We start from the raw sequence: 24747 nt of genomic DNA, 5'->3' as shown, positions 1-24747 counted from the left end.
TTAAAACTAAGTAAACATGACAAGAGTGAAAAAAGAAGGTATGGCCTTATTGGCTATGATGGTGTTAATTGGACAGAGAGTTGCATATGCTCAGTTCGATGATGGTGATGCAGCTGATCAGATCGTTGATGGAGTTACAACTTGGGTACCAGTTGTTAGAGTGATAACAGTTGTATTAGCAATTACTGTAGCTATTGGAGCATTGATGCAATTAAGAAATGAAAATGCTGATCGCGTTAAAATATTTGGAGGAGTGGTAGCATCTATGTTCGTTGGAGGATTGATCTATTGGTTATTAGGGTTTATTGAATGATTCGAAAGAACGGTAAATACGATAGCCCAAATGGCATCAATAAAAAAATATACATGTATGGAGTAGACGGTCAGCTTTTTTTTATGGCTGTTATGTCGCTCCTTACTGTTTCGTTTATAGTTGCAATCGCATTAGGGCAGTTCTTATACCTTTTTCCATTGGGAATATTTTCAGTGGTTATCATGAAGAGGTTCTTCAAGCCGTTTGAGGCTCGATACAAGCTTACAAAAGAAGATGATGTTTTCTATAGGAAGATGGAACAAAGTAGGCAGTTGAAAAATTACAGAGATCATAAAAATTTATTGAGATAAATGAGTGGATTCATACTTAATGAGGAGAATTTTCTGCACTGGATTGGAGAATTAAAAATAGGTGATAAGAATGTGGGGGCATTGTCTGATGGCGTCGGAAACTTAACATTAGGCTTGGAAATTAGATATCCTGCGGTGTTTAGTATGAATGAAACAGGCTATGAAGATTTGTTCAATGGCTTGGTGAAAATCATGAATGCGTCAATGGATGGTACATACTGGCATGCTTTGGATTTTTATAGCGTTGAGCAGAATAATATGGAGTATGAGTCTAAAAAGTTTAGCACTAAATATCACTATAGACAATTTGATGGAACTGGTATTTTAAGGCATCGATCTTTTATGTTTCTCACTTATGAGTATAAACTCACTGAAGATATTAAAATCAATTATGGGATTTCAGGAGGAAAGAAGAAAGGCAGAGTTCTAGATTCAATTAATGATAAGGATTATGCGGAATATGTCAAGCTGATATCAAATGATTTCAAATCCAAGGTGTCGAAACTGAATGGACTAAAAGGAGTGAAAATATCCTTATTAGATCACAAAAAAATTAAAGCAGTTGTTGGCAATTATATGAATCAATCTTATGCCGGCTGGGAAAATAATCCGAAAGGATTGGAGCCGGTTAATAATAACGATGTGAATTTGTTGATAGGAAATAAATATGTAGGTGTATCTACAGTTACTTCATTTCCTGAAGAATTATGTCAACATGGAACGAATGCTGTTCCTGGTCAGGACGTGTATGGAAATGGAATAGAGTTTGCACATAACGTAGCACTTCCTAAATCTTTTGCCTATCCAATGGGTATTGGATTACCAATAAATCATGTAGTAAGTAGTGTTATTGGATATCCTGGTTCTGAGAAAATTGAAAAAAGAATAAAGGATGAATATGCAAAAGACCGATTGATTTCATTCTTCAAGAAAACTGAGTTTGAAAAAAAGAAACAGCTAATTGTTGATCATGAGGGAGTTATTGGATCAGGGCAATGGTTTTCAACCTTATTAGAGTCAAATCTTAAACCTGTAACATTTTCTCAGCAAATTATTTCTCTTGGCAGGACACAAGAAGAAGTATTTGATCATCAAGAATTCGTAAGTCAGTCATTGGATAATATAGGAAGTGGAGTAGGGGAGACTAAAGAGAATGCGTATGCATTGCATTTTTTTATGGGTAATTGTCCGGGTCTAATTAGAAATAATAGGATTTCTAATTATGTCATGACGACTAATCAGGGGTTGACCATGTTGCCAAGAGAAACTCATGAAAAATCTGATAGTAGGGGTCACCTATATCTTGATAGGAGTGGTAATCCTATTATAATAGATATGAGATACAAACCGTTGGGAACAAGGATTAACAATCAGAATAAATTAGTTTTTGGACCTAGTGGCTTTGGTAAATCTGTAATGTTGAACGATTACCTTTCTCAATGTTACAATTTGGGCTATCATTTTTTAGTGCTGGATGTAGGAGGGTCGTATGAATCAAATGCCCAGGATATGGGTGTTAAATATATTGATTCAAAAAATAACAAGGAGTTCAGGTTTAATCCATTTCTAGTTTGTTCAAAAAGGGATGATGGCACTTTTATATACAAAATTGAGGTAGAGGATGAAAATGAGTTAGACGAGGCAGAATTGGCCGCGGCTCAATTTGTGGTCAATTCAATCTATGCTGTCTTAGATTGTTTGATTAGAGATGAAGATGAGAAAGTTTCTAAGGATACAAAAATTGCAATTAAAAAGGCTATAGAAGCCTACTACATTCATGTAAACAAAAGGATTAAAAGTGGGGAGAGTGTAATTCCGAAATTGACTGAATTTTATGGGTTTGTAGATAAATACAGAGGGAAATTCGATGAGAGATTCGGGAAAGGAGTTGTTAACTGGAAAAGTGTATTGCTAAGACTTGAGCCCTTTGCTGTGGGTGAACATGAATCATTTTTGAATGCAGATGAGGTAATTGATGTATTGTCAGATAGGGGAATTGTAATTGATGCAAAAGCAATCAATGATAACGTGGATCGAAAAGATGTGGCAATGGTGTGCATTACACAATTGGCAATGGATAAGCTTGAGAGATTACCGGTTGATGTTCCAAAGACTTTCATTATAGATGAAGCTGTTGATTTTTTGGTTGGGGATGTTGGAGACTTCATTGCAGGGTTGTTCAGAAAAATCAGAAAAATTGGTGGGGAAGTAATAATTGCAACACAAGATGCGAAATTTCTGAGATCAGCTGATCAGCTGGTGTTTGATTCAATTATTGGTAATTCGGCTACAAGAATATTGTTAGGCCTGAATGATGACAGCCTGGAAGATGCTAAACTTATGCTGTCTTTAACAGATAATGATCTGAGGGTAATTGATTCCATGGAAAATCATGCAGAGGATTTATACAGACCATTGTTCATCAAATTCGAAAAGACAGCGAAAGTGATAAGGGTAATGATGTCTAAAGAAGCACTTTGGACATATACTACTCATCCCGATGAAAGGCCTATCAGGGACAGAGTTTTCAAAAAGTATAAGGGAAATACAGATTTAGCTTTAGAAGCTTTAATAAACGGTGAAACAAAATGAGTGTAAATAAAAATGGAATGCTGGAATTTGAAGCGCTTTCATATAAAAAAGAAGTGAAGGGAAACAACATGAAATCAATGGTTATTAGTGCTCTGTCAATATTGGCAGTAATAGTTGTCTCGCTATTCTCATTTATACAATACAATGAGATGAATGCAAAGCTTTTGGATAGGGATAGATTCGAATTTGTGATTGATAGTAGTACAGGAATCGAAGTCCTTGCTAAAAGAAAGGAGATGACTCCTAGCTTCAAGGCTAAGCTTCATAAAAGCATTTTAGAAACTTATGTGAATCATATGTATGATTTCAATGGGCATAATTTCAATTCGAAAATGAAAATAGCTATGATGATAGCTCCAAAAGCAGGAGAGGAGCAGTTTTCGGCTTGGGAGAACAACAGGGAAGATGAAAAGTTGTTGAATGAGAATTCATACTATATGGCTGAGATGAAAGAGATTATTGGTATTGATAGCACAATGAACAGTTATGAGGGTTTCGTGAAGTTCGTTCATCATTATATCAAACCGCGTGGAACTGCTAAAAAAGAGTACATATTCAAATTTTCAACATTTGAGGTAGGCCGATCAAAGGAGCTGATAAATGGGATACAGGTTGTTGAAATGAGATTAGAGGAATCAAGAAAAATTAAGTAATGAACTTCTGGAGAAAATTAGACACGGTACAAAAGTTAATGGTTGTCGTAGGGCTGATTGGGACATTGGGCCTGGTTGGTTTTGTGGTGGTTGATAATTTGGGTTTGAACTCTAAGAAGGTTGAAGCTGTAAGAGAACCTCAAAATACAGTAGAGGTGAAGAGTGCTGAGATTAGTTATGAGGAAAAGACGGATGAAAAGTCATTGCTTGATAAAATAAGAGGTAGAAGAGATTATTTGAAAGATACTTTAGATAAAAGTAAAAAGTATGGAATAGGGTTTGATGATTTTGGATTGGAGGAAGGAGAAGGAAGTGAGGAGTCCGATGGGGAAGAGATAGTTGATAATAATGTGGATGTAACTAAGGTGAAGAGCACTAAGGTTCTGAGTAAAAGAAGTGTAGCTGTTGTTCAACCTCCTGTTGAAAAAGAGGATAGTAGATCTGGCTCAGGGAGAAAGAGAAGGTCGAGGGTTAGAGAAGATAAAAATTCTGAGGATAGAGGTAATGGCGAATCAACTGGAATGGTTGATATGAAAAAGTATGTCAATGCAGTTGTGCATGGTGATCATAAGGTGGTTACAGGTAGCAATGTTTTACTTAGGACTAAAGAGGATTTTACCACGAATGAAGGGGTAGAAATTCCGAGAAATTCTTACATAACGGTGGAATGCAAAATTCAGAAAAACCGATTGTTTTTGACTACCTCGTCCATAAAGTTGGCTAGTAATAAAAGGGCTATTGTGAAAGTTAGAGCCTTCGATGCGAATGATACCAGGGAAGGGATGGATGTTTCTGGAAGCGTCAAACAAGAAATAAAAAATGATGTAGTTGGAGACGTGGTAAAGGAAGGATCAGGGTTGATTAAAATTCCGTTTTCTGGAACCATTGGAAGTGGTGCTAAGAAGTCTACAACGGATCCTGTTGCGGTCCTTAGTAATAAAGATGAAGTTTTATTAGAAATATTATGAAAAAGTTAATCACGGTTTTGTTGGTGTATTTTGGATTGATGGCAGTGGTATATGGCCAAGCTTCAATTGTTGAAGTTTCCTATGATAAAAAGGTAGTGCTTCTTTTTAGTGAAAATATTGATTGGATGGAAGTAGGAGAAGATCAAATGGATGTGACCAAAGAAGATAAAAGGGCTGTATTACAGGTTAACGATCTGGATGTGATTGAAGGAAAGGTTGATTTTTTTGAAACGAACTTAATTGTGTCTACGGTTGATGGAAGTGTATATGCTTTTGAGCTAGAGTTTAATAATACACCAAAAAGGGTATTCCATCTCATAAAAAATTCAGATGCAGTTCATAATGGAGTGAGTACTGGTAGTCATGGAAATAAGGTGGAAAAAGAGGAGAAGGGAGCAGATGACTATGACTTTATGTTTGATAAGATATTGAAGGAAGATTTAGTCATTGATGGGGATAATACGCAAGGAATATCAATGGATTTTTACGGTGTATATAATTCTTCCAAAGAGTTGTTTGTTCGTTTTAGACTTCGGAATGAAACGAATATTCCATATGACATTGATGTGGTATCATTCTTCATTGATAAAAAAGGCTCGAATAATAGGAAAAAATCTACTTCTTATAAAGTTCCTCTGATTCCAATTGAGAGAAATAGCAATGGAGAGATTTCTAGAATTGATAGAGAAGATTATGTGGACTATGTTTTTGGGTTTCAAAAATTCAGAATAGATAAAGACAAGATCTTTTTGATAGAAGTGCATGAGCATGAAGGGGACGGAGTACTGAAAATAGAAGTAACACCAAAGGATATTGAGAATTCTTTATATGTAAGTAGATCATGAGATATACACTAGTTGTTGGAGTTTTCCTCCTATGTTTTGGTAATGCCAGTGCTCAGTATAATGTTAAATCTGAGTCAATTATGGATGTAAGTATTTCTGTGTACGGAAGTGGTTTGGGAGCTTCATTAGGGTATGGATATATCATTAATAGAGAGGCGAAATTGGCTGTTTACGTGGGGAGTGCGTATGGGAAAATTCATGCGGCCACCTATAATCCTATTTTCCTGGAAGGAAAAATGATGTATAAAGTCAATGGTGATACAAGAACAAGTGTAGCTCTATTTAATGTGGTAGGGGGTGTTGTAATCCAGTATGATAGAATAATTAGTGGATTGGAGTTGGCTGATAGCGAGGCCAAAAGTTCCGTGAATTTTGGTTTTGGTTTGGGAGCTGAAATCGAAATTAAAATGACAAACAGGGCTTATCTGTATGGAAGTGGAATGCAGAAATACTTCATCAAAGAGGACTTTGGTAGATGGAGGTATCAAATCTCAGCAGGACTAAGATTTGTGATATAGAAGTTAAGAAAAAAGGGCGGAAAAATAGGATCAAACTAAAGGCAAAAAAAAATGAGTATGAGAATCGACCGGCTAAGTGGTTATGGCGTCAAAATGAAAACCATAACGTTAATATTATTATTAAGTGGAGTTTTGAGTGGTTTTAATGCTTTTGCTCAGAGTAATAGAACGATACATTTGGTACGGGATAATGGTACGGTACAAGATTATAGGTTAACGCAAAGAGGAGCAGCGCTACCAACAGAATTTGGAGGTGGTTGGACTATAGAATGGAGATGGTTAATTTCAGAAACTAATTATTGGAAATCACATAATCAGTCAAAAGGAACTACTGTGTGGGATGAAAATAATTTAAGTACTACACAGGGCACCAGTAAAACTTGGAGTGGCGTGTCAGAAAGCACTGATGCCGGAAGAAGTTGTTACTTAGACATTACGGGTTTGAATCCTTCTGCTAGATCATACATTGATACTAGAATTGATGAAGTCGCTTTTAAAAGTGCTTTTGGTTTTAAATATGAATGGAGAGGCCAGGATACTTATCGAATATGGAATTATCAATGGGATGATGTGATTCCAGCGTTTTGTTCTACTGATGGGGGTAGCTATAATTTGTTAAATTATTTACCCGCCGGAGTGAATGGAGTAACTTATACCTTTAGTGGGGATGGGGTTAGTGGTAATACGTTCAGGCCTTCAGGCCTTTCGAATGGAAATCATACGATAACGGTTAATGCTACTTTTCCAAATGGTACTGTGACTAGGACCAAGAGTTTTTCAGTAACCAATAGTAACGTAAATGCCGGCTCAAATATGACGGTTTGTCGTTATGATGGTACAATTGATTTAGGAGGGTCGCCTTCTGGTGGTCAATGGAGAAGAAATGGTACAACTGTGTCTACTAATATGAGTGTAAGTTCGTTAAGAGGATCTTATACTATGAATTACCAGTATACAAATAATGGTTGTACGCAAAGTGATTCAAAGACGCTTTATGTGATTGATGCCAATCCTAACGCAATTACAGACGATGCTAATTTATGTGTTGGTGAATCTGCAAATTTAAGTACTTCATTAGGGACGAATTACCTAAGGGGAACAACAACATATAAATGGACACCATCAACTGCGCTGAGTAATCGAAATATAAGTAACCCAGTGGCATCACCAACTTCTACTATTTTCTACGAGGTAGAGGTGAGTAATAGTGGGTGTGATTTTACTGATGGGGTTACTGTTAATGTTTCTACGCCTTCAGGAAGTGGTGTAACGGATAATTCTGTTGAAGTATGTGTTGGCAACGGAGTACAATTGGAAGCGTATGGAGGAACAGCTTACAGTTGGAGTCCTAATTCTAATATTACTGGAAGGAATACGGCAACTCCTACAGTGAGTCCTTCATCAGATAGAACATATACGGTGAATGTTACACATTCTGGAGGGTGTATAAAGAGTTATACGGTGGATGTGGATGTTAATTCTCTTCCAGATCCGAAAATATTTTATGAAGGAATAGAAGTTGCTTCAAATGGTTCTGTTAATTATTGTAGCGGTGAAGAAGCGGGGTTTCAGGCAATTGATAACAATAATTTAGGGGGATTGTCATATTCGTGGTTTCCAGGGGTTGGGTTAAATAATTCTTCCGTTTCAAATCCCACATTTATAACAGGAGCTGGTGATCCTTCTTATACGGTGACAATAACATCAGGTGATGGGTGTCAAAATAGCGAAACGATCAATTTAGTTGAGGAGAACATTGGGTCTACTAGTATTACAGCTGATCAGGTAATATGCCTTGGTGAAAATGTTAATCTAAGCGTGACTGGAGGGTCTACTTATACCTGGTACCCTAGTACCGGATTAGATAGAATTGATGTAGCTAACGTTGTAGCTTCACCAACAACGAGTACAAATTATACGGTGAGGATTGGAAACGGTGGAGATTGTTTTGTTGAAGAAGAAGTATTTGTGGCGGTTCAATCTGGTAGTACAGGTGCGGTAACTAATGATGCATTTGAGATATGCGAGGGTGAAGCAGTTGGTTTAGAAGCAACAGGTGGTATTAGTTATACCTGGACTCCGAATCAAAACATCACAGGAAGAAATACAGCTACTCCAACGGTTAACCCGACGGATACTAAGACATATACGGTTGAAGTAGGTTATGCAAATGGCTGTTCGTCGTTTCATGAGGTAGAGGTTGATGTCAACCCAGCACCGGTATTGAGAATGTATAATAACAGCACTTTTGTTGCTAACAATGGGAATATAGATTATTGTGAAGGAATTGCTAAGGATGGAATTGCGGTTACTGGAGGAAGTACTTATGAATGGTTTGATGAAAATGGGTTAAAAGTTGGAATTAACAATCCATTCGTTTCTAATCCGGTTTTTACTATTGTTGGAGATACTTATTTTGAAGTTGTAGGTACATCAAGCAAAGGATGTCAGTCTACAGCTCGATTATATTTTCAAGAAGTAACTATGGGAGCAACGAGTATTTCTGCCGATAATACTTCTTTGTGTATAGGAGAGAGTGCAGTATTGACTGCGACAGGGGGAGATAAATACACCTGGTTTCCAAGTACTGGTTTGTCAAACAGTCAGAGCCCGACCCCAATAGCTACTCCTGTGACCACAACTGCATATTCTGTTCAAATAGAAAATTTGTCAACTGGTTGTTATGTAACTGAACAGGTGACTATTAATGTGAATTATCCTGCCAATGGTGATGTAACGCTAAATGAGTATACAATTTGCATTGGAGAATCGCAGCAATTGGAAGCTACTGGAGGTGATACATATGATTGGTTTCCAAATGTTGATATTGATGACGCTACAATTTCAAATCCGACGGTTACACCTCTTGAGGATAGGACTTATAAGGTGACAATTGGGTATGCAAATGGTTGCTCAGAAGTTAAAGAGGTTGAAGTTAATGTGGCTGATATGGGAAATATCAAAACTACGGTAAATGGCTTAGTGACGGGTGCAACAACTATTTGTGAAAATACAGATGTGCAGTTAAGTGTAGAGAATATTTACGCACAATTTTATGATTGGAATCCTAAGGTAGGACTTACTGCTTATGATATTAGTAACCCTGTGGTGAATTTGGCTTCTGACCAAATATATACGGTTGATGTTACTGATATTAATGGCTGTATAAAGCAAACTACTATTGATTTAACTGTTGAGAGTGCGTTGGTTGTAGATGCTGGGGGTATTCTTGAATTGTGTTTGAATGATGGAAGTTACGATTTAAGGCAAGATGTAAGTGTAATTGGAGGAACATTTACTACTGCATCTTCGGGGTTGGATGGTGTTCTATTCGATGCAGATAGAGCCGGAGTTGGAATTCATTTTGTTACCTATGAAATTAATATTGGGACTTGTATAGCGAATGATACAAGAGAAATTAGAGTGTTGGATTATCCGGATGCGAATGCCGGTGATGACGTTGAAATATGTCCGGGTGAAGGAGTTCAACTGCAAGCAACTGGTGGCAGTAATTATTCCTGGTATCCAGTTGAAGGTTTGAGCAATCCATTGGTTGCGAATCCTATTGCGAGTCCTTCGGTAGATCGAACATATACTGTGACTGTTAGTAATGTTAATGGTTGTGTAGATACAGACAAGATTAAAGTAACGGTTAATAAAATAGAAGGAGATGCTGGAGAAAATCAAACGATTTGCCTCGGTGAAAGTATTGAGTTGAGTGCTTCCGGAGGAAGTAGTTATCATTGGTCTCCAGCTGTAACACTACATGATCCTGACGTACAAAGGCCGGTTGCCACACCTGGTATTACTACTGACTATACTGTCTTGATAACGAATTCGAAGGGGTGTACCAAAGAAGATGATGTGACAATTACGGTTAAGGATCCTGGAGAGTTGAATTTGTTTGGTCCATTAGAATTATGTGAGGAACATGGATATTTTGACTTAAGAACGGTATCGAATATTTCTGATGTAGTATTTTCCGGAGATGGTGTATTTAATGATGTGTTGTTAGATACATATGACTTAACAGCGGGTGGAATCTATTTTTTAGAGGGAACAGCTGTTGTGAATGGGTGTACAATAACGAATACATTAGAAGTAAGAATTAAGGCGAATCAGAGTGTTTCAATTTCTGAAGATATAGAGGTTTGCAAAGGAGAATCTGTAAGATTAACAGTGGGGGGTGGTAGCTCTTGGAGTTGGGATAACGAATCGACTTTGGATGACCCATTTAGTGCTACTCCGTTAGCTACTCCAGTACTTGATAATACGGTTTATACGGTTACTGTGATGGATGCAGGAGGGTGTGAATTTGATAAACAAGTTACAGTCTCTTTTAAGGAGGTAACATCTTCAATTACTCAGAATCAGATTATCTGTAGGGGAGAGGCAGTAGAATTGGAGGTTGATATAAATGGAAGTATCAATAGTGTTTATTGGACACCGATTAGCGGACTCAGTAACCCAAATATAAGTACTCCCAGCGCAACGCCTGAAGAAACAACTACCTATACGGCTACAATTACAAATGAAGATGGGTGTACAGCCCAAGAACAGGTGGTTGTTACTGTAAGGGATACTGAAAGTTTTGATTTAGGAAGTCCAATTGAGCTATGTGCAAATTATGGCGAATATGATTTGAGGAGTAATTCTACATTACCAAATGTCACTTTTGATGGTCAAGGAGTAGAAGGTGTAATTGTCGATACTGACCGTCTAAGCCCGGGCAATATTTATTTTATCAATGGAATGGTAGAGGTTGATGGTTGTACTTTATACGATCAGCTTGAAATTAGAATCATTGAGGAATCTACAGTAATAGTGAGTGATGATATTGAAATATGTGAAGGTGAATCGGTAGGATTGTATGCCATTGGGGGTGTGAGTTACTTATGGAATAACGAGGCTTCTTTATCAGATCCGACATCGTCGTCACCTACAGCTTCTCCAACAGTAAGTACATTATACAATGTTCAGGTAACTGATTCAAAGGGATGTATAACATCAGAAGATATTGAAGTAAATATTGATGAAAATAGTTCTTCTATTTCAGACAATGTTGTGATTTGTAAAGGTGAAGAGGTTGAATTAGAGGCGTCCATGGACGGCGTTAGTATTGATTACACCTGGAGTCCTGAATTGGGACTAGATAATAATTTAATTGATACTCCAATGGCTTCACCTGATGTAACTACAGATTATCAGGTTGAAATGACGGACAGTAGAGGTTGTAGTGTGATTGAGGATGTGAAAGTGACGGTAAGAGATCAAGGTGTGCTTGATTTAGGAACAAGGCTTGAATTGTGTGAAAATTATGGGCTTTTTGATTTAAGAACAATATCTAGTCATTACGATGCGAAGTTTTCAGGGACAGGAGTGGCCAATGAATTGATATTAGATACTAATGATCTTGAGGTTGGTTTGGTATATTTCATCACTGGCACAGTTCAAGTGAATGGTTGTTCTTTAACAGATGTTTTAGAAGTAGAGTTAAAGGGATTAGAAGAAATTGAAATTGATAATACAAAGGAGATATGCGATGGTGAGACAGTAAGATTGTCAGTTACTGGAGGGGTTACTTATTTATGGAATCATGCGGAAACTATGGATGATGCAACAAGTAGCAGACCATTCGTTACGCCTACTGAACCAACAGAATATACGGTGACGGTGGTAGATATTTTTGGTTGTACTCAGGAAAAGTCAGTCCAAGTTAACTTTAAAAATTATGCTTATGATATCAGTTCGAGTAAGACAATATGTAGAGGTGAAAGTGTCATTTTAGAGGCGGATTTGGATGTAGATAATGCATGGTATGAATGGACTCCAAATGAGAATATTGTGAATCGTTTTAGTGCAACTCCTGAAGTTGAACCGGAAACTACAACAACCTACACAGTTACGATGTATGATATTAACGGATGTCCGACGCAAGCTGATGTACTTGTTTCTGTAATAGATAAAGGGGTCCTAAATCTGGGAGCGGATATTTCGGTTTGCGAAAATGATGAATCATTTGATTTAAGGTCACTGTCAAATATTCCAACAGTTACATTTGATGGATATGGTGTAGTTGGTGATTTAATGCTTAACCCTAGTGGAATGAGAGCTAATCAGGTTTATTTCATTAAAGGAACTGCAGTAGTGGATGAATGTGTGTTGACGGATGAATTGGAAGTGTTTGTTAAAGGAGAAGAAGAAATATTTGTGAATGATGAAGTTGTTGTTTGTGAAGGCGATTCAGTTCAATTTGAAATTATTGGTGGAACAAGTTATGAATGGGTAAATCATAAAAATACAATCAACAATGATACGTTGGCCAATGCCAAGGCAAAACCTGTTAGTAATTCTGTTTATGAGGTAAATGTAACGGATATAAGTGGTTGTATAGTGGAGAAATCGGTCAGTGTAAATTTCAAAGAATTGGATACGGAGGTTAGTATTAATCAAGTGATTTGTCATGGGGAACAGGTAAGGTTGTCAGCTGATCTGGATGGTAATGATGTCTTGTACGAGTGGAGTCCAAATTATGCGATCGAGAATCCTTATAAGGATGATCCTTTTGTTTATCCTAATGTAGATACAACCTACCATGTGCGAATGATCGATAGTGATGGATGTGTGGCAGAAGATAGTGTAAGAGTTTTTGTAACTACTATTCCAACCTTTGATGTTGGAGCAAAAATAGAAAAGTGTGAAAGTGATGAGCTATTTGATTTAAGGGATGTAACAGGTTCGACTATTACTAATATTTACGGCGATGGTGTAGATGGAGTAATATTTGATCCTCAGAGTGTAGATCCTGGAATTCATTTTGTTTCATATGAAAAAATGATTGGTTCTTGTTCGAGAGTTGAAACTAGAGAAGTTGAAATAAGACAAACGCCTTCACCGGTAATACTTAATGAACCTGATATTGTAATATGTCCTGAAGATGAAATACAGTTGTTCGGAACAGGAGGAATAAGTTATCGTTGGACTCCGTCTATAATAAGTCCAGCTGATCCCGAATATTTTGTTGCTGATCCTGTGGTGAAACCTTCTAGAAGCTTATTATATAATCTTACTGTTTCTGATGGGTTGTGCGAAGGTTCGACATCAATTGAGATTCAGGTTGATAATCCAACAACAGAAGCAGGAGCCAATTTTGATATTTGTGTTTATGGTACTCCAGTTGAATTGGAATCTCCAGTAGAAGGAGGTACCTGGGAAGGTACAGGGATTATCAATGGGTTGTTTAATCCTGGTTCAGCTGGTGTTGGAGATCATTGGGCTTATTATTTTAAGGCCAATGAAAGAGGTTGTTTAGCGGTTGATTCAATACGGATTAATGTATTAGACGAACCAGATTTAATGATTGGAAGTAGGTTGGAGATGTGTAGTGCAGACCAGCCTGTTAACTTGACCGATGATACTAATATTTTGGGAGGACGATATCAGGGAGAGGGTGTTGACGGAATATTCTTTGATCCTGAAGGAAGGAATGGGTCTCACATTGTTTCTTATGTTCTTGATTTTAAAGGCTGTGAAATAAGAGCATATAGGGAAATTTATGTGTATGAGGAAACAGCAGTTGACTTTGGCATTAATTTGGAACTTTGTATCGATGCAACTCCATATAATTTACTGAATGATGTTGACGTATCAGGTGGAACTTTTAGTGGCCCGGGTGTCGTAGAAAATTCTTTTGATCCATCAATAGTAGGTGTAGGGAATTATATAATTAGTTATTCTATTGAAAACGCATTTGGATGTATAACTGAAGTCTCTAAAGTAGTAAGTGTTGTCAGTGAAATTGAAATTGATGCAGGGCCTAATCAGAGCGTTTGTAATACAGCTACAAGTATAGATTTGACATTTGGTGCCAGGCCGGCAACTGGTCTTTTTGTAAATAGAAACGTTGTTGATGGAATTTTTAATGCTAAAGGATTAAAAGCCGGGGCTTATGTGGTTGATTATTTCTTTGAGAATGGAAATGGTTGTGTAAGCTATGATTCTCTAATCATAACGGTATTTAAAAGTGACATACAAAATTTTGGTTTAGACACATTGATTTGTTTGGGGGATGAGCCATTGAAGCTGAATTTTAATGAAGAATTGGCTAATGGTGGAAAATGGAGTGGTACAGGCGTAATTAATAATTACTTCTATAATCAATTAGCTGGTGCGGGAAATCATATTTTAAGATATACCAATGATGGTTTAGAATGTGAAGTTGCTGGATCCAGAACAGTCACCGTTGTAACCGCACCTGATCCTGCCTTTACTGATAAATCTGAATATGATGGTTGTGTTGGAAATTTTGTTGAAATGACGGCAAACCTTCCTGACAATACTATAAATAGTTCAGCTAGAATTGGTTGGTATAAAGAGGAAAACCAAGAGGGTGGTGACCCTATATCTTATGGGAATATCCTGAATTATGAAATTATTGGTAATGAGAAAATTTATTACAAATCAATATCACAATTTGGTTGTCCTTCTGACCAGGAAACTTATATACGAATTAATATCAATAATCCTGTTGGAGATATTGTAACAGATATTGATTCAGCAAAAGTTGGAGAGGCTGTTGTGTTTGATGTTGATAATATTGACAACGTTGAAGCGGTTTATTGGGAGTTTGGTGATGGTTTGAGTTCATATGAAGAGAAAGCAGTTCATTATTATTATGAAACAGGATATAAGAATATTTCGGCAGTTTTAAGTAATAGTAGTTCATGTGAAACGAGGTTGGTATTAGAGAGCTTCATGATTTGGGATGATGTGCCAATCCTAGCTGTTAACAAAGTTGGAAATGAAATTAAATATTATCCTAATCCGGTTGAGGATGTTGTGTATTTCAACGGGGTGAAAAAAGATGATTCGGTTAGAGTATTTGATTTAAGTGGAAATAGTCTGGAAGTAAGTCGTGAGCAAATTGACTTTGAAACTATAGAGTTGCGCTTCATAGATTCGGTTCATGGGATAGTACTTGTCAAGATAAATGATGAAGTATTTAAGGTGATCAAACAATAGGAGGATGAATGGAATTGAGGAAGTACGTCGATTACTTAGTAATCATGATCGAAGAATTTTGCGTTCGGGATTGAACTCGGAAGCAAAACAACTTCTAGTGAGAGATAATAAGATAATTAGGGATAAGCTAAAAAACATAAATCTTGATGTTTTGCATCTTAGTAAAGTAGCTCAGAGTTATCAAAGTGTAAATGGAAATGTTGTTGCTGAAAAGTATTTGGAAGAAGAGCAAAGAGAATATTATAGAGGAAGAGCTTGTGTTGATGAGTTTAAAGAAAAATTGAATGTCGATGATAAATAAGAGCGATGAAGATTATTATATGGATGTGAACTTTGTTCTTCTGAAGGATAGAAAAGATCAGTTGCGAAAAGGTTTCCATTGGCCGGCAGGTGTATATAATTTAAAGGAGGCTGCAACTATTATGAGAATTCGTTGGGAGACGTTTTTAAAATTGTTCAATCAAGGTGAATTTGATGGTGTTTTCAAAGTAGAGATTAAAAGGTACCTGAGGCCTGAGGTGATTTTAGAAAGTGTGAAATCTGAGGAAGAGGAGAGAACGAATGAGGTTGATGGCGTTTTTTTGATGGACAAATTAGCGATGAAGAGATGGATCAAGTTCAGAAGAGGACAAATCGCATTCTTTAAAAAGAAAAGTGAGAATAATGTAGTGGAGTGTAGATATGTAGTCGTTGGCGGATTAGATGATATTGATAATGAGAACATGCTTATTGATACGGGTAAGCTGTTGGAGGCTCAAAATAAGGATAATGAACAGTTGGAATTTGAGTCATTTGTGAAGTTTGGTTCTGAATTGGAGTTATTACAGCAGCTTGAAGAAAAGAGATTGGATATAGGGGAAAATGAAATTTCTTCTTATCCTGGAGTATTTGAAGATAATGTGGATATGGGTTCTAAATAAATGATGAATATGATGGGCAATTTTCGGAGATTATTAGGGTATTTGTTAGTGGGTTTGGTTGTATTGATGATTAGTTGTGATATGACTAAAGATGCAATAACTGAAATGAATTCTCCACCTCAAATAAATTATAGTAATGGGAATGATGATCGCTCATTTAGTGATAGTTTAAAAGTAGGTGAAAATTTTAATGAGGTTTATGATATCCAAATTGCTTTGTACGATGAGAATAACAATATTTCTGAATTTAGATATGAGATTTTGGAAGGAGCAGGTGAGATTTTTTCTAATAATAAGAGAGTTAATCTGAATGGAATTGCAATTAGTAATAATGAGCTTCGAGTCTCTTACAAGCCAAAGGTGCTGGGGACCCATTTAATGAAATTGTCTGTGGTAGATGCATTTAATGAGTCATCTTCTGTAACCTTCGATCTTAAGGCATTCAAGAATGTGAACCCGAAAAGTGTTCTTTATTATAATAAGTTAGGCATAAATTCTCCATATGAATACGAATTGATTGGTAAGGAAAGTTTTGATGGAGATTCGCGATATGGCGGAAAGATTGTGTTGTACGAATATATTCTTCAGAATAAGAGAATTGAAACTAAGGATAATGTGATTGTTCATGTTTTTCCTGGTGAAGATGAAGAGAGTAGTAATTTGTATGAAGTCGGCCTGCGTGTAAAGGATAACGACGGAATTTGGAGTGAGCAAACTAAAGTAATTATTGATATAACTAAATAAGAGTAAATGGCAGTTTTAAGAGGTAATCGTAGTAATAGTATTCAGGCAATCAGGGACATTGTTAAACTGGCATTTAACGGTGTTAAAAAGAATGAACCGGTAATTAATGAGCTAATCAGTTTGGTGGCCAGGGATGATGTTAAGAAGGTCGATAGAATGGTGAATGACTTCAAGAGTACTTTCAAGTCTGATAAGAAGGCAGCTGAGAAGTTGATGCAGGATGTGTATGCCAATAAGAACAACTATTCTACCGGGCATGCAACTAAGGATACGAAAGAAGAGAATAAGCTTGAAGCCAATAAGATCATTCAACAATTGACTGAATCAAGTACAGATAAGGATGTGCTGGATTTAAAGGAATCTGTGAAAGAGAAAATAAGCATGGAGGTACTTTCCCTTAAAGAAGGATTGGATTTGCCTTCTGTTGTGATGGCGAATGCAATTATCATTGGACTGGAAAGGGAACTCAAAATTAGTAATAATCAGAATGTGTTGTTTGCTAATGAGAATAAACAGTTAAATGATCAGATTAAAGATCTGCAAAAAGAAAGAAAAACTTTGACTACTGAGATTGCTAATGTTAAAGAGAATATGAGAGAGCAGGGTATGGATGAGAAGCAGATCCAGGAGATGTTTAAGCCAAAGAAGATTGACAAGGCAAAGACTAAGAGTTCTAAGATGGAACATTAAGTTCTATAGATTATGAATAGAGAGGAAGCATATTATGAGATGAGCTCGATTGAGCTTAGTGATGATCAAACTGCAAATTAATGAATCATTATAGATTGAAAGAAGGTGGGAGAGTTCACCTAAGTGTAAACAACGAAAAAAAATTTCCTAATGGCCCAAAAAACAGCCAAATCAAATATGGAGGTAAGGAAGATATATTCGATGACTTAGACTTGGAATATAAAGGTAAGGATTATACTCTGTCAGTAGGTGAAGAGATTATCGTTGATTGGGATAGTGGTTCAGGAGTGTCAATAAAGAATCAAAAATTGATTATTGGATCTATTGTATCTAGAGACGATGAAATAATCATAACGCAAAAATATGATGATACTGATGACCACTACTTGATTTTTGAGCTCACCGCAATTGAAGGAATTAATTCTGTTATTGAATAAAATTAGAATTGAAAATGAGTATTAGAATTGCATTAGAAAAAATTAATAGTTCTTCCAAATCGATTGAAGATAAATCAATGTTGATTTTGTTTTATTTGGAATATCATGCTGGCCTATCGTTACACGGTAATGGTTGGATTGATGATGATGAAGTGGCTTTGGCATATTTTGAAGATGATAAAGGCCTTCTTAATGAACTGAAAGAAATTATGAATGGTGTGTGATATGAAATTATCCACTTGTTATGTTAAAAGGGAATGATTCGTCATTCCTTTTTTATTTTGATAGGAAAATAATTAAGGATATTGACTTTGAATTTCTTTGTTAGTGGTGGTTAGTAGATTTGGCTATTTTCCAGAACTATTTCGTTTTTATTAAACATTGTAATTGTAGATTTTTTCTCTCCAATACTGGTCAATGTTCCGGAAAGTAATTTTTTTGATTGTTTTAAGGATTGACCAATGAAGGCTTTTACCTGATCGCCTGGCTTTAAAGAGTAAGTTCTGTTTCCTGAAGAAATTTCTAACATTTTCATGATAATAAAATTTTGATTAAACAAATTATTTGTGAAGTGTCCCGGTTAGCGGAGCGGTTGCCAGTGACTAAAGGCAAATGGAAGGCAAGAATACCCGCACCTTGGGAGGGAAGATTGTTGCCTGGAGTTTGTGAGCATAAAGCGAAGGACCTGTGTCACTGGGAAAACCGAACTTTACCAATAATTTGAGTATCACCGTTCTTGGAGGCCACGACCGGAAAGAACTCCATTGGAGAAGTTTGAAACAGGGTGTTTCAATAAACCTATCCGAAGGATGCCTATTGATTTAGTTATACTGAAGGGTGCGAATAAAAAAAGGGAAAAATTCCCTTTTTAGAAATAGAATGAAATACAATTTCTAAGTATTTCGAAGATAAATGAGAAGAGAAAGATTCTCTTGATAGAGAAGATTCTTCTAACCTTGTTGATGAATTGAAAGATTGAAGAAAGCTTGTTAAAAGTGTTTGTTATAAAAGTCATGTTAATAAGATTAAGATTAAACAAATTATTTGTGAAGTACATCGGTTAGCGGAGCGGTTGCCAGTGACTAAAGGCAAATGGAAGGCAAGAATACCCGCACCTTGGGAGGGAAGATTGTTGCCTGGAGTTTGTGAGCATAAAGCGAAGAACCTGTGTCACTGGGAAAACCGAACTTTACCAATAATTTGAGTATCACCGTTCTTGGAGGCCACGACCGAAAAGAACTCCATTGGAGAAGTTTGAAACAGGGTGTTTCAATAAACCTATCCGAAGGATGCAAAAAAAAAACGGTGCTGCAGGGTCGCATAATTGTGCTACCGGTGTTTAATAAATTTTAGAGCTGGCCAGAGTCGCAAAGTTTTACGACTAGATCCTGATAGAGCTGGGGTGGTAGAATTCTGCGACTCTCGAGAAAGTTTGGAATAGTCGCAGTAATCGACGACCTTGCCAGGTATGGAAGGTTTAAAGGTTAAGGCATTTAAAAATGGCTATACAGGTGGAAAAGAGGCTGCTGGAACGGCACAGAAAATAATTAATGAAATACGTCCTTTTGATGTGTTGATTATTCCTTTTTTGGGCAATTGTGCGGTTACTAGGAATATTGATTTGAAAGGTGCTAATGTATATGGAGTTGATATTAATCCGGATGTGATTAGAGCTTGGAGAGAAGAGGGATTTGAATTTATTGAATTGATAGAAGGTGTTGGTTGGGATATCACGTCGCAGCTTTTAGCGACTCAGGATCTAAGTAGGAAGCAAGTTTGTATTTACTGTGATCCCTCTTATAGGATGAGCTCAATAAAAAGTGATCGAGCGCCTTATAGGTTTACAATGACTGATGAGGAACATTTTATATTTTTGGAATGTGCAGAGCTGTGGTCTTTTCAAGCGAATGTGGATGTGATTATTTCTCATTATCCGGATGAACTTTATGATTCCAGGTTAAAGAATTGGAGAAAAATTAAATTTAAGTCTACAACTCGACAAGGATCTGCATTAGAACATTTGTATATGAGTTATGATCATGAGGATGGAGTTTTACAGGATTATAGATTTGTTGGAGATGACAAACATGAACGGTACAATTTGAAGCATCGAGCAGCTAAGAATCTGGTTTCGAAATTGGAACGATTGGAAGTAAGAAAACGCCAGGCAATGATTCATTATTTAAAAAAATATTTGGAAAATGAATTTGGCAATTAAATGCTTCTATAATCAGATGCTATTTCACTATAGATAGGCTTAAAATATTGAGGTAAATTGTATACATCGGTAGCTGTTAAAGCAAGACGCTTTGGCTCAATAATGAACCAACGATCGCCGGCTAAATCCTGCCCTGGATATTTCTCTCCCATTTTATAAAAAAGACCATCGTACAAGCATTCAATGTTTTGTATATCAAGGTGTGGAAAATAAGGGTGTAGATATAGTTGGTGGGGTTTGAATTCTAAATATGATGGTGAGATTTCATGTTTGCCTGTCACGTTATCCTTTCTTAAATATTTGCAGTAAGGTTTGGCTTCACCTCGCCTATAGAGGTTTTTCGACCCTAGAAACATAATGGATTCGTGCTTAAGAATGTCTGAGACTGTTTTCATTTATTACACAAAGAATACTAATAATATTAGTATAATTCGTAATTTGGCAGTAAAAGTTTATTAAAATGGGGAAATAAATAGGAATAAGTTATTCGTGTTGTCATGTCTATATTTGAGTATGAGTAATGAAAAAATTTCAATTGATGAGTTTATCAGGGAAAATAAAGGTCTTCTTAAATATACCGCTATTGAAAAAGAGTTGGATATACCAAAAAGAACCTTGCAATTGGTAGTGGGCGGAAGAAATGTTCCTAAAGATTATCGAAAAAGGCTTATTGATTATTTTAAAAGCTTCGGAGAAAATCTTCTTGAAGAATAAATGTTGCAAATATGCAACATTTATTTGATTTTGATTTATATTTAATACTAGGAAATAGTGTTAAATATAAATAGATAATTATGAGTAATTCAAGCGTTCAAAGTCAAGAAGATTATGATAAAAACCTTCAGAAATTACGGGAGTTCTATGATCGTTTTCCTTCTTCCATAGAAGAGGCGAATAAATAGGTTAAATAGATTCTAAATAAGGTTTTTACAATCAGTTATTATCAAAGCAAATTTTTTCCGAATAGGAGAGGTTTGCTTTTTTCCAATCTACCTAATGCCTGTTAATTTATACCTCTCTGAAAAGACAGCTGCTGAACCAATTATCAGTACGCAAGTTGGCCGGGTTCTGCCATTCTTTGATCATATTAGGAAGTTTGCTGTTGAGTGGATCAATAGTGAAGATGATCAATACTGTTACTGTTATATTGAGAAAGAAGATATAAGTTCTTTCTGTAATTCCTTTTGTTATGAAGGTACAAACGAATGTCAGGAACAGGAAATCAAAAAATATTTAGAACTATTAAAGGATGTAGATACGTTATATGTTCGAATAGAGTGATTATACTCTGTTTTTGTGCTATTTAATGTAAATAAGTAAATTTGTATATGCCGTTGGAGAGAAACGATATGGTGTTAGAAGATTCTGCTATCAAGGTTCGTAAGGACCTAGAGAAGAAATTAAAACTGAATAGAGGACACATGTGGTCCTATGATCCTAATTTAGCTCAAAGAAGATTGTCTGATAAGGTAATTATATTGAAATATTTAGACCTCGGCTCTCAAGAGGATTTAAATAAGCTTAAAATGGCATTTCCTATCAATTTAATAGAAAGATACTGGTTAAGGGGTATGGTTTATGGGGGACAGAATGAGCCCAGACAAATTCATATTGCAAAAAGTGTCTTTGGAATTAAAAGACCAAATGAGTATCTCGAAAATAAAAGGGCAAACCGTCTTAAAAAAAGAACTCAAAGGAGTTCCTTCTAATACACTCGATAAGTTAGAAATTATTGCTGGCTACTCAGAAATGCAGGAGTATTTTCTAGTTGGTGGTACTGGCTTATCTATTCGGGTAAACCACAGACTCAGTGAGGACTTAGATTTTTTTGCCTATAATAAGTTTCCAGGAAGGAAACGCGATCTCCCAAAAATTGCGACTATTTTAAAAAACATCAATCGTGATTTTCCGAATGTTGAAATCATTGATAGTACTGGAAAGACCTATTTGAAACTCATGGTAGATGGGGTAAAAGTTGATTTTTTGAGTGAAAATAGATTTCATTCTCCAAAAGAGTTTGACTGGATCGGTAATATTCGGTTACCTGTAAAAGAAACATTGCTTGGTATGAAATTAGTGGCAATCGAATTAAGAGAAGAATGGAGAGATGTTTATGATATAGGTGTTCTAGCCGAAGATTATTCAATTCCGGAAATGTATAAACATTATTCAAAAGTAATGAGCAGGTATTATTGTGGAAGTGAAGAGGGAAGGAAAAATTTGTTCATAAATGCAATAAAGGACCTGTCGAATCTTGAAGTCAACCAAGAGCTATATGGAGATGACGATATGCTTCATCTCCTTGGTGAAAAAGATAAAATATCTCCGGAGTATGTGTCGAAAATGATGTCAGAAAAAATGGTAGATTTCGAAAGAGAGAAACTCATTCCAATGAAGCAAAAGAAGTCGAAAGGCGTTTAAAATTGTAGAATGTCCGGGCGCTGCGAGTCGAGTTGCCTACTTGCTTTAATGAAGAATCTCGGATAAGTACAATTAGAAATTGATCTTTTTAGTTCCAGAACACGGCCTATTAAACGTCCGTTTTAAATTGGGAAATCCATTTGATACACTCTTGGAGTGCTTTGAGGAATTGTTTTTCTGTTATTGGTGTGCTCATTATGGAATATGAGGCAGATTCTTTAATTGAGGTTTTCATATAGGTTACTCTCCATGCATTACCAGGAAACTTATAAGGGGAACCTTGTAGTAATTCAAGAGCATCATGCTGTGTATATTTAGAAAAGGTAATGCCAGTAATATCCTTAGCTCTAGTGTATACAGGAAAAGAAACTTCTATTTCTACATTCATTTCACCAGTATTAGGATGTTCATCAATTATTATTTTTTGTTTTCCCATATCAGTAAAATTTAGTTCTGGATAAGTTAATTAGAAAAGAAAGTTTAAGCAATAGCCTATTGGCTATAGCTGAACTGGGCCTGGAGTTGTATCAGATATTTAGAAAAGTTAGTTTGTCCGTTTTAGAGGTCATATCCTATTAAACACATTGAGATCGTTGCTTAGGACGCAAGTATGAAAGCCGATTTCTAGGAAAAATACAATTATAGGTTGATAATCGAGATATTTAGAATTTTCAATTTACAAATTGGATCAGTTTTTAAATGTCTCAATACTGTAAATAAAGCCACTTTTGGGAGCTGCTGCACAGCTGGCCAGCTCTCCGGGAACTGCGGATCTCGAAGCCTTCCTGGTTGGCCACCACATATACGATAAGTACAATTAGAAATTATTGAGGATGGAAGGAGATAAGAAGTAAGGCAACTACTGTAGGTGAGCTTTTAACGAACTTGATCGAGATAATGAGAATGATATGTAGGGTTTGATAAACGTCATTTTTTTTAATGTTAATATTTAAATGGTAAATTCAAGTATGGCATTACTTAAGAATTCAGATCAACTAGATAAAGTTGAAACACAATTTGTTTTGGATAGTATTGAATCAGGTTCTAGCGTGTATAAGAAAATGCATGATATTAATATCGAATATATCAGGAGGATTCGGGAAGATGAAACGATAAGTGAAGATCAAATTTTAAAAGAACAGGAAGTAATGAAGCGACTAATTGCTTCTGTTCAAAAAAAATTACGAAATCATCTTAGATCATTAGAATAAACTTAGCTCAACAGCAGAGTGTTCCAAGATTGTAGTTAAGGCCACTTCGGTAAAACGATCCTTTGAGTTCCATAATACGGCAGTTTAAACGTCCGTTTTACTTATTTTTTTAACTTTTACTGGAAAGGTTTGGAGGGACTGCTCATTTCCCTCGCGTAAATCAATGAGCCTGTATGGAGCAGGATAATTCTCAGGGTCAACATCGCTATTTATCTTATAAAATGATTCGATTTCAAAGAATTTTCTGGCAAGTTCCAATTCTTTTGAGTAGTAGTTTAGCGTTACTTCTGATGGTTTATTTTTCCTGATAAGCAATTCAATTCTTATTAGTCCATCGTATGAATCATTGTCAATAGTTCGTATCCAAGAAAAAAAATATTCTTTATCAATTGTTGCGGTGCAGGAATGTTTTTGGATTAATAAACCATTTATTATGTAAGTGATGGTTTCATATTCTTCTGTCCAATATTTCTCGTTATGATAGAATTCATGTTCCAATGTAAAAGCTATGCGTAAAAGTCTATCAGGACCGGCAAGGAGAATTAGTTTAAAAATGTTGATGCTGGAGGTTTTTAGCATAATTACAATATAGTGAAATGAGTGGACAAAATCGTCCGTTTAGTTAATCTCTGGATGATCTTTCATTGGATCATATGATTCCAACATATCTAGTTGGGTATATGTAGAAACTAGGTGTACTTCTTGTCTTGTCCAGTCAACTTGTACCATTTGAAAAATAGGATCATAAAGTCCGATATCAAAAAATTCGCGTGTTAGTCTAGTATTTTTTGTTCGAATCCTTTGTACATATATATTAACATCGCGTTCATCGAAAACGGTAAGACTAGAAATATTTCCATGAATGGGTGCCTTTCCTGAGCCGTT

24 protein-coding genes are annotated in these 24747 nt (G+C 36.1%); 19 read left to right on the top strand and 5 right to left on the bottom strand.

Annotation, left to right across the window (positions count from 1 at the left end; all coding sequences use genetic code 11):
- The first annotated feature begins 16 nt into the window (after positions 1–16).
- From ABJH98_RS17745 to ABJH98_RS17680, 14 genes are all read left to right on the top strand, one after another.
- Positions 17–313 (top strand): hypothetical protein, encoded by a 297-nt coding sequence (locus ABJH98_RS17745; protein ID WP_348176187.1) that lies wholly within the window; start codon positions 17–19, stop codon positions 311–313.
- Positions 310–624 carry a hypothetical protein gene (locus ABJH98_RS17740; protein WP_348176190.1) on the top strand — a complete coding sequence of 105 codons (315 nt, stop codon included), beginning with the start codon at positions 310–312 and terminating at the stop codon, positions 622–624. Before ABJH98_RS17745 ends, ABJH98_RS17740 begins: the two co-directional genes overlap by 4 nt.
- Complete coding sequence (locus ABJH98_RS17735; protein ID WP_348309123.1) at positions 625–3216, top strand: hypothetical protein; 2592 nt, start codon at positions 625–627, stop codon at positions 3214–3216. It abuts the gene before it with no gap.
- Entirely contained in the window at positions 3213–3869 is a 657-nt protein-coding gene (locus ABJH98_RS17730; RefSeq protein ID WP_348176195.1) for a hypothetical protein, read from the top strand. Before ABJH98_RS17735 ends, ABJH98_RS17730 begins: the two co-directional genes overlap by 4 nt.
- Entirely contained in the window at positions 3869–4837 is a 969-nt protein-coding gene (gene traM, locus ABJH98_RS17725) for a conjugative transposon protein TraM (RefSeq protein ID WP_348309122.1), read from the top strand. Before ABJH98_RS17730 ends, traM begins: the two co-directional genes overlap by 1 nt.
- The gene (locus ABJH98_RS17720; protein ID WP_348176200.1) at positions 4834–5682 is read left to right on the top strand and encodes a DUF4138 domain-containing protein; all 849 of its coding nucleotides are present in this window, start codon (positions 4834–4836) and stop codon (positions 5680–5682) included. Before traM ends, ABJH98_RS17720 begins: the two co-directional genes overlap by 4 nt.
- Complete coding sequence (locus ABJH98_RS17715) at positions 5679–6200, top strand: hypothetical protein (protein WP_348176203.1); 522 nt, start codon at positions 5679–5681, stop codon at positions 6198–6200. Before ABJH98_RS17720 ends, ABJH98_RS17715 begins: the two co-directional genes overlap by 4 nt.
- 57 nt (positions 6201–6257) lie before the next feature.
- Positions 6258–15221 carry a hypothetical protein gene (locus tag ABJH98_RS17710; RefSeq protein WP_348309121.1) on the top strand — a complete coding sequence of 2988 codons (8964 nt, stop codon included), beginning with the start codon at positions 6258–6260 and terminating at the stop codon, positions 15219–15221.
- A gap of 4 nt (positions 15222–15225) precedes the next feature.
- Complete coding sequence (locus tag ABJH98_RS17705) at positions 15226–15522, top strand: hypothetical protein (RefSeq protein WP_348309120.1); 297 nt, start codon at positions 15226–15228, stop codon at positions 15520–15522.
- Complete coding sequence (locus tag ABJH98_RS17700; RefSeq protein ID WP_348309119.1) at positions 15512–16141, top strand: hypothetical protein; 630 nt, start codon at positions 15512–15514, stop codon at positions 16139–16141. Before ABJH98_RS17705 ends, ABJH98_RS17700 begins: the two co-directional genes overlap by 11 nt.
- A gap of 81 nt (positions 16142–16222) precedes the next feature.
- Positions 16223–16885 (top strand): hypothetical protein, encoded by a 663-nt coding sequence (locus ABJH98_RS17695; RefSeq protein WP_348309118.1) that lies wholly within the window; start codon positions 16223–16225, stop codon positions 16883–16885.
- A 6-nt stretch (positions 16886–16891) separates the two neighbouring features.
- Complete coding sequence (locus tag ABJH98_RS17690; RefSeq protein ID WP_348309117.1) at positions 16892–17575, top strand: hypothetical protein; 684 nt, start codon at positions 16892–16894, stop codon at positions 17573–17575.
- 80 nt (positions 17576–17655) lie between these two features.
- The gene (locus ABJH98_RS17685) at positions 17656–18012 is read left to right on the top strand and encodes a hypothetical protein (RefSeq protein WP_348309116.1); all 357 of its coding nucleotides are present in this window, start codon (positions 17656–17658) and stop codon (positions 18010–18012) included.
- A gap of 14 nt (positions 18013–18026) precedes the next feature.
- A complete protein-coding gene (locus ABJH98_RS17680; protein ID WP_348309115.1) occupies positions 18027–18236 on the top strand; it encodes a hypothetical protein in 210 nt (69 codons plus the stop codon).
- 110 nt (positions 18237–18346) lie between these two features.
- On the opposite strand, the gene ABJH98_RS17675 is transcribed toward ABJH98_RS17680, so the two are convergent.
- Positions 18347–18547 carry a hypothetical protein gene (locus ABJH98_RS17675; RefSeq protein ID WP_348176223.1) on the bottom strand — a complete coding sequence of 67 codons (201 nt, stop codon included), beginning with the start codon at positions 18545–18547 and terminating at the stop codon, positions 18347–18349.
- A 933-nt stretch (positions 18548–19480) separates the two neighbouring features.
- Here ABJH98_RS17675 and ABJH98_RS17670 point away from each other — a divergent pair.
- Complete coding sequence (locus tag ABJH98_RS17670; protein ID WP_348309114.1) at positions 19481–20230, top strand: hypothetical protein; 750 nt, start codon at positions 19481–19483, stop codon at positions 20228–20230.
- Here the strand turns inward: ABJH98_RS17670 and ABJH98_RS17665 are convergent.
- On the bottom strand, positions 20227–20625 hold the full coding sequence (locus ABJH98_RS17665; protein WP_348309113.1) for a hypothetical protein: 399 nt from the start codon (positions 20623–20625) through the stop codon (positions 20227–20229). The genes ABJH98_RS17670 and ABJH98_RS17665 overlap by 4 nt on opposite strands.
- Positions 20626–20743: 118 nt before the next feature.
- Here ABJH98_RS17665 and ABJH98_RS17660 point away from each other — a divergent pair, with 118 nt between their 5' ends.
- The 3 genes from ABJH98_RS17660 to ABJH98_RS17650 all read left to right on the top strand — a co-directional run bounded on the left by ABJH98_RS17660 (position 20744) and on the right by ABJH98_RS17650 (position 22651).
- Positions 20744–20944: a hypothetical protein gene (locus ABJH98_RS17660; protein WP_348309112.1), complete on the top strand. Its 201-nt coding sequence runs from the start codon at positions 20744–20746 to the stop codon at positions 20942–20944.
- Between the two features lie 620 nt (positions 20945–21564).
- Positions 21565–21939, top strand: a complete 375-nt coding sequence (locus ABJH98_RS17655; protein ID WP_348309111.1) for a hypothetical protein — start codon at positions 21565–21567, stop codon at positions 21937–21939.
- Positions 21875–22651 carry a nucleotidyl transferase AbiEii/AbiGii toxin family protein gene (locus ABJH98_RS17650; RefSeq protein ID WP_348309110.1) on the top strand — a complete coding sequence of 259 codons (777 nt, stop codon included), beginning with the start codon at positions 21875–21877 and terminating at the stop codon, positions 22649–22651. Before ABJH98_RS17655 ends, ABJH98_RS17650 begins: the two co-directional genes overlap by 65 nt.
- A 109-nt stretch (positions 22652–22760) precedes the next feature.
- Here ABJH98_RS17650 and ABJH98_RS17645 read toward each other — a convergent pair whose 3' ends face one another.
- Entirely contained in the window at positions 22761–23087 is a 327-nt protein-coding gene (locus ABJH98_RS17645; RefSeq protein ID WP_348309109.1) for a hypothetical protein, read from the bottom strand.
- A gap of 532 nt (positions 23088–23619) precedes the next feature.
- Here ABJH98_RS17645 and ABJH98_RS17640 point away from each other — a divergent pair.
- Positions 23620–23862 (top strand): hypothetical protein, encoded by a 243-nt coding sequence (locus tag ABJH98_RS17640; protein WP_348309108.1) that lies wholly within the window; start codon positions 23620–23622, stop codon positions 23860–23862.
- An 84-nt stretch (positions 23863–23946) separates the two neighbouring features.
- Here the strand turns inward: ABJH98_RS17640 and ABJH98_RS17635 are convergent, their stop codons facing one another.
- The gene (locus ABJH98_RS17635) at positions 23947–24441 is read right to left on the bottom strand and encodes a hypothetical protein (protein ID WP_348309107.1); all 495 of its coding nucleotides are present in this window, start codon (positions 24439–24441) and stop codon (positions 23947–23949) included.
- A gap of 39 nt (positions 24442–24480) precedes the next feature.
- Positions 24481–24747: hypothetical protein (locus ABJH98_RS17630; protein ID WP_348309106.1), on the bottom strand; the 267-nt coding region annotated here is incomplete at its 5' end.

It is taken from the genome of Reichenbachiella sp. (assembly GCF_039969095.1).
Lineage (GTDB): Bacteria > Bacteroidota > Bacteroidia > Cytophagales > Cyclobacteriaceae > Reichenbachiella.
Note: the sequence above shows the minus strand (reverse complement) of the source record. Positions and strands in the feature narration are given on the sequence as shown.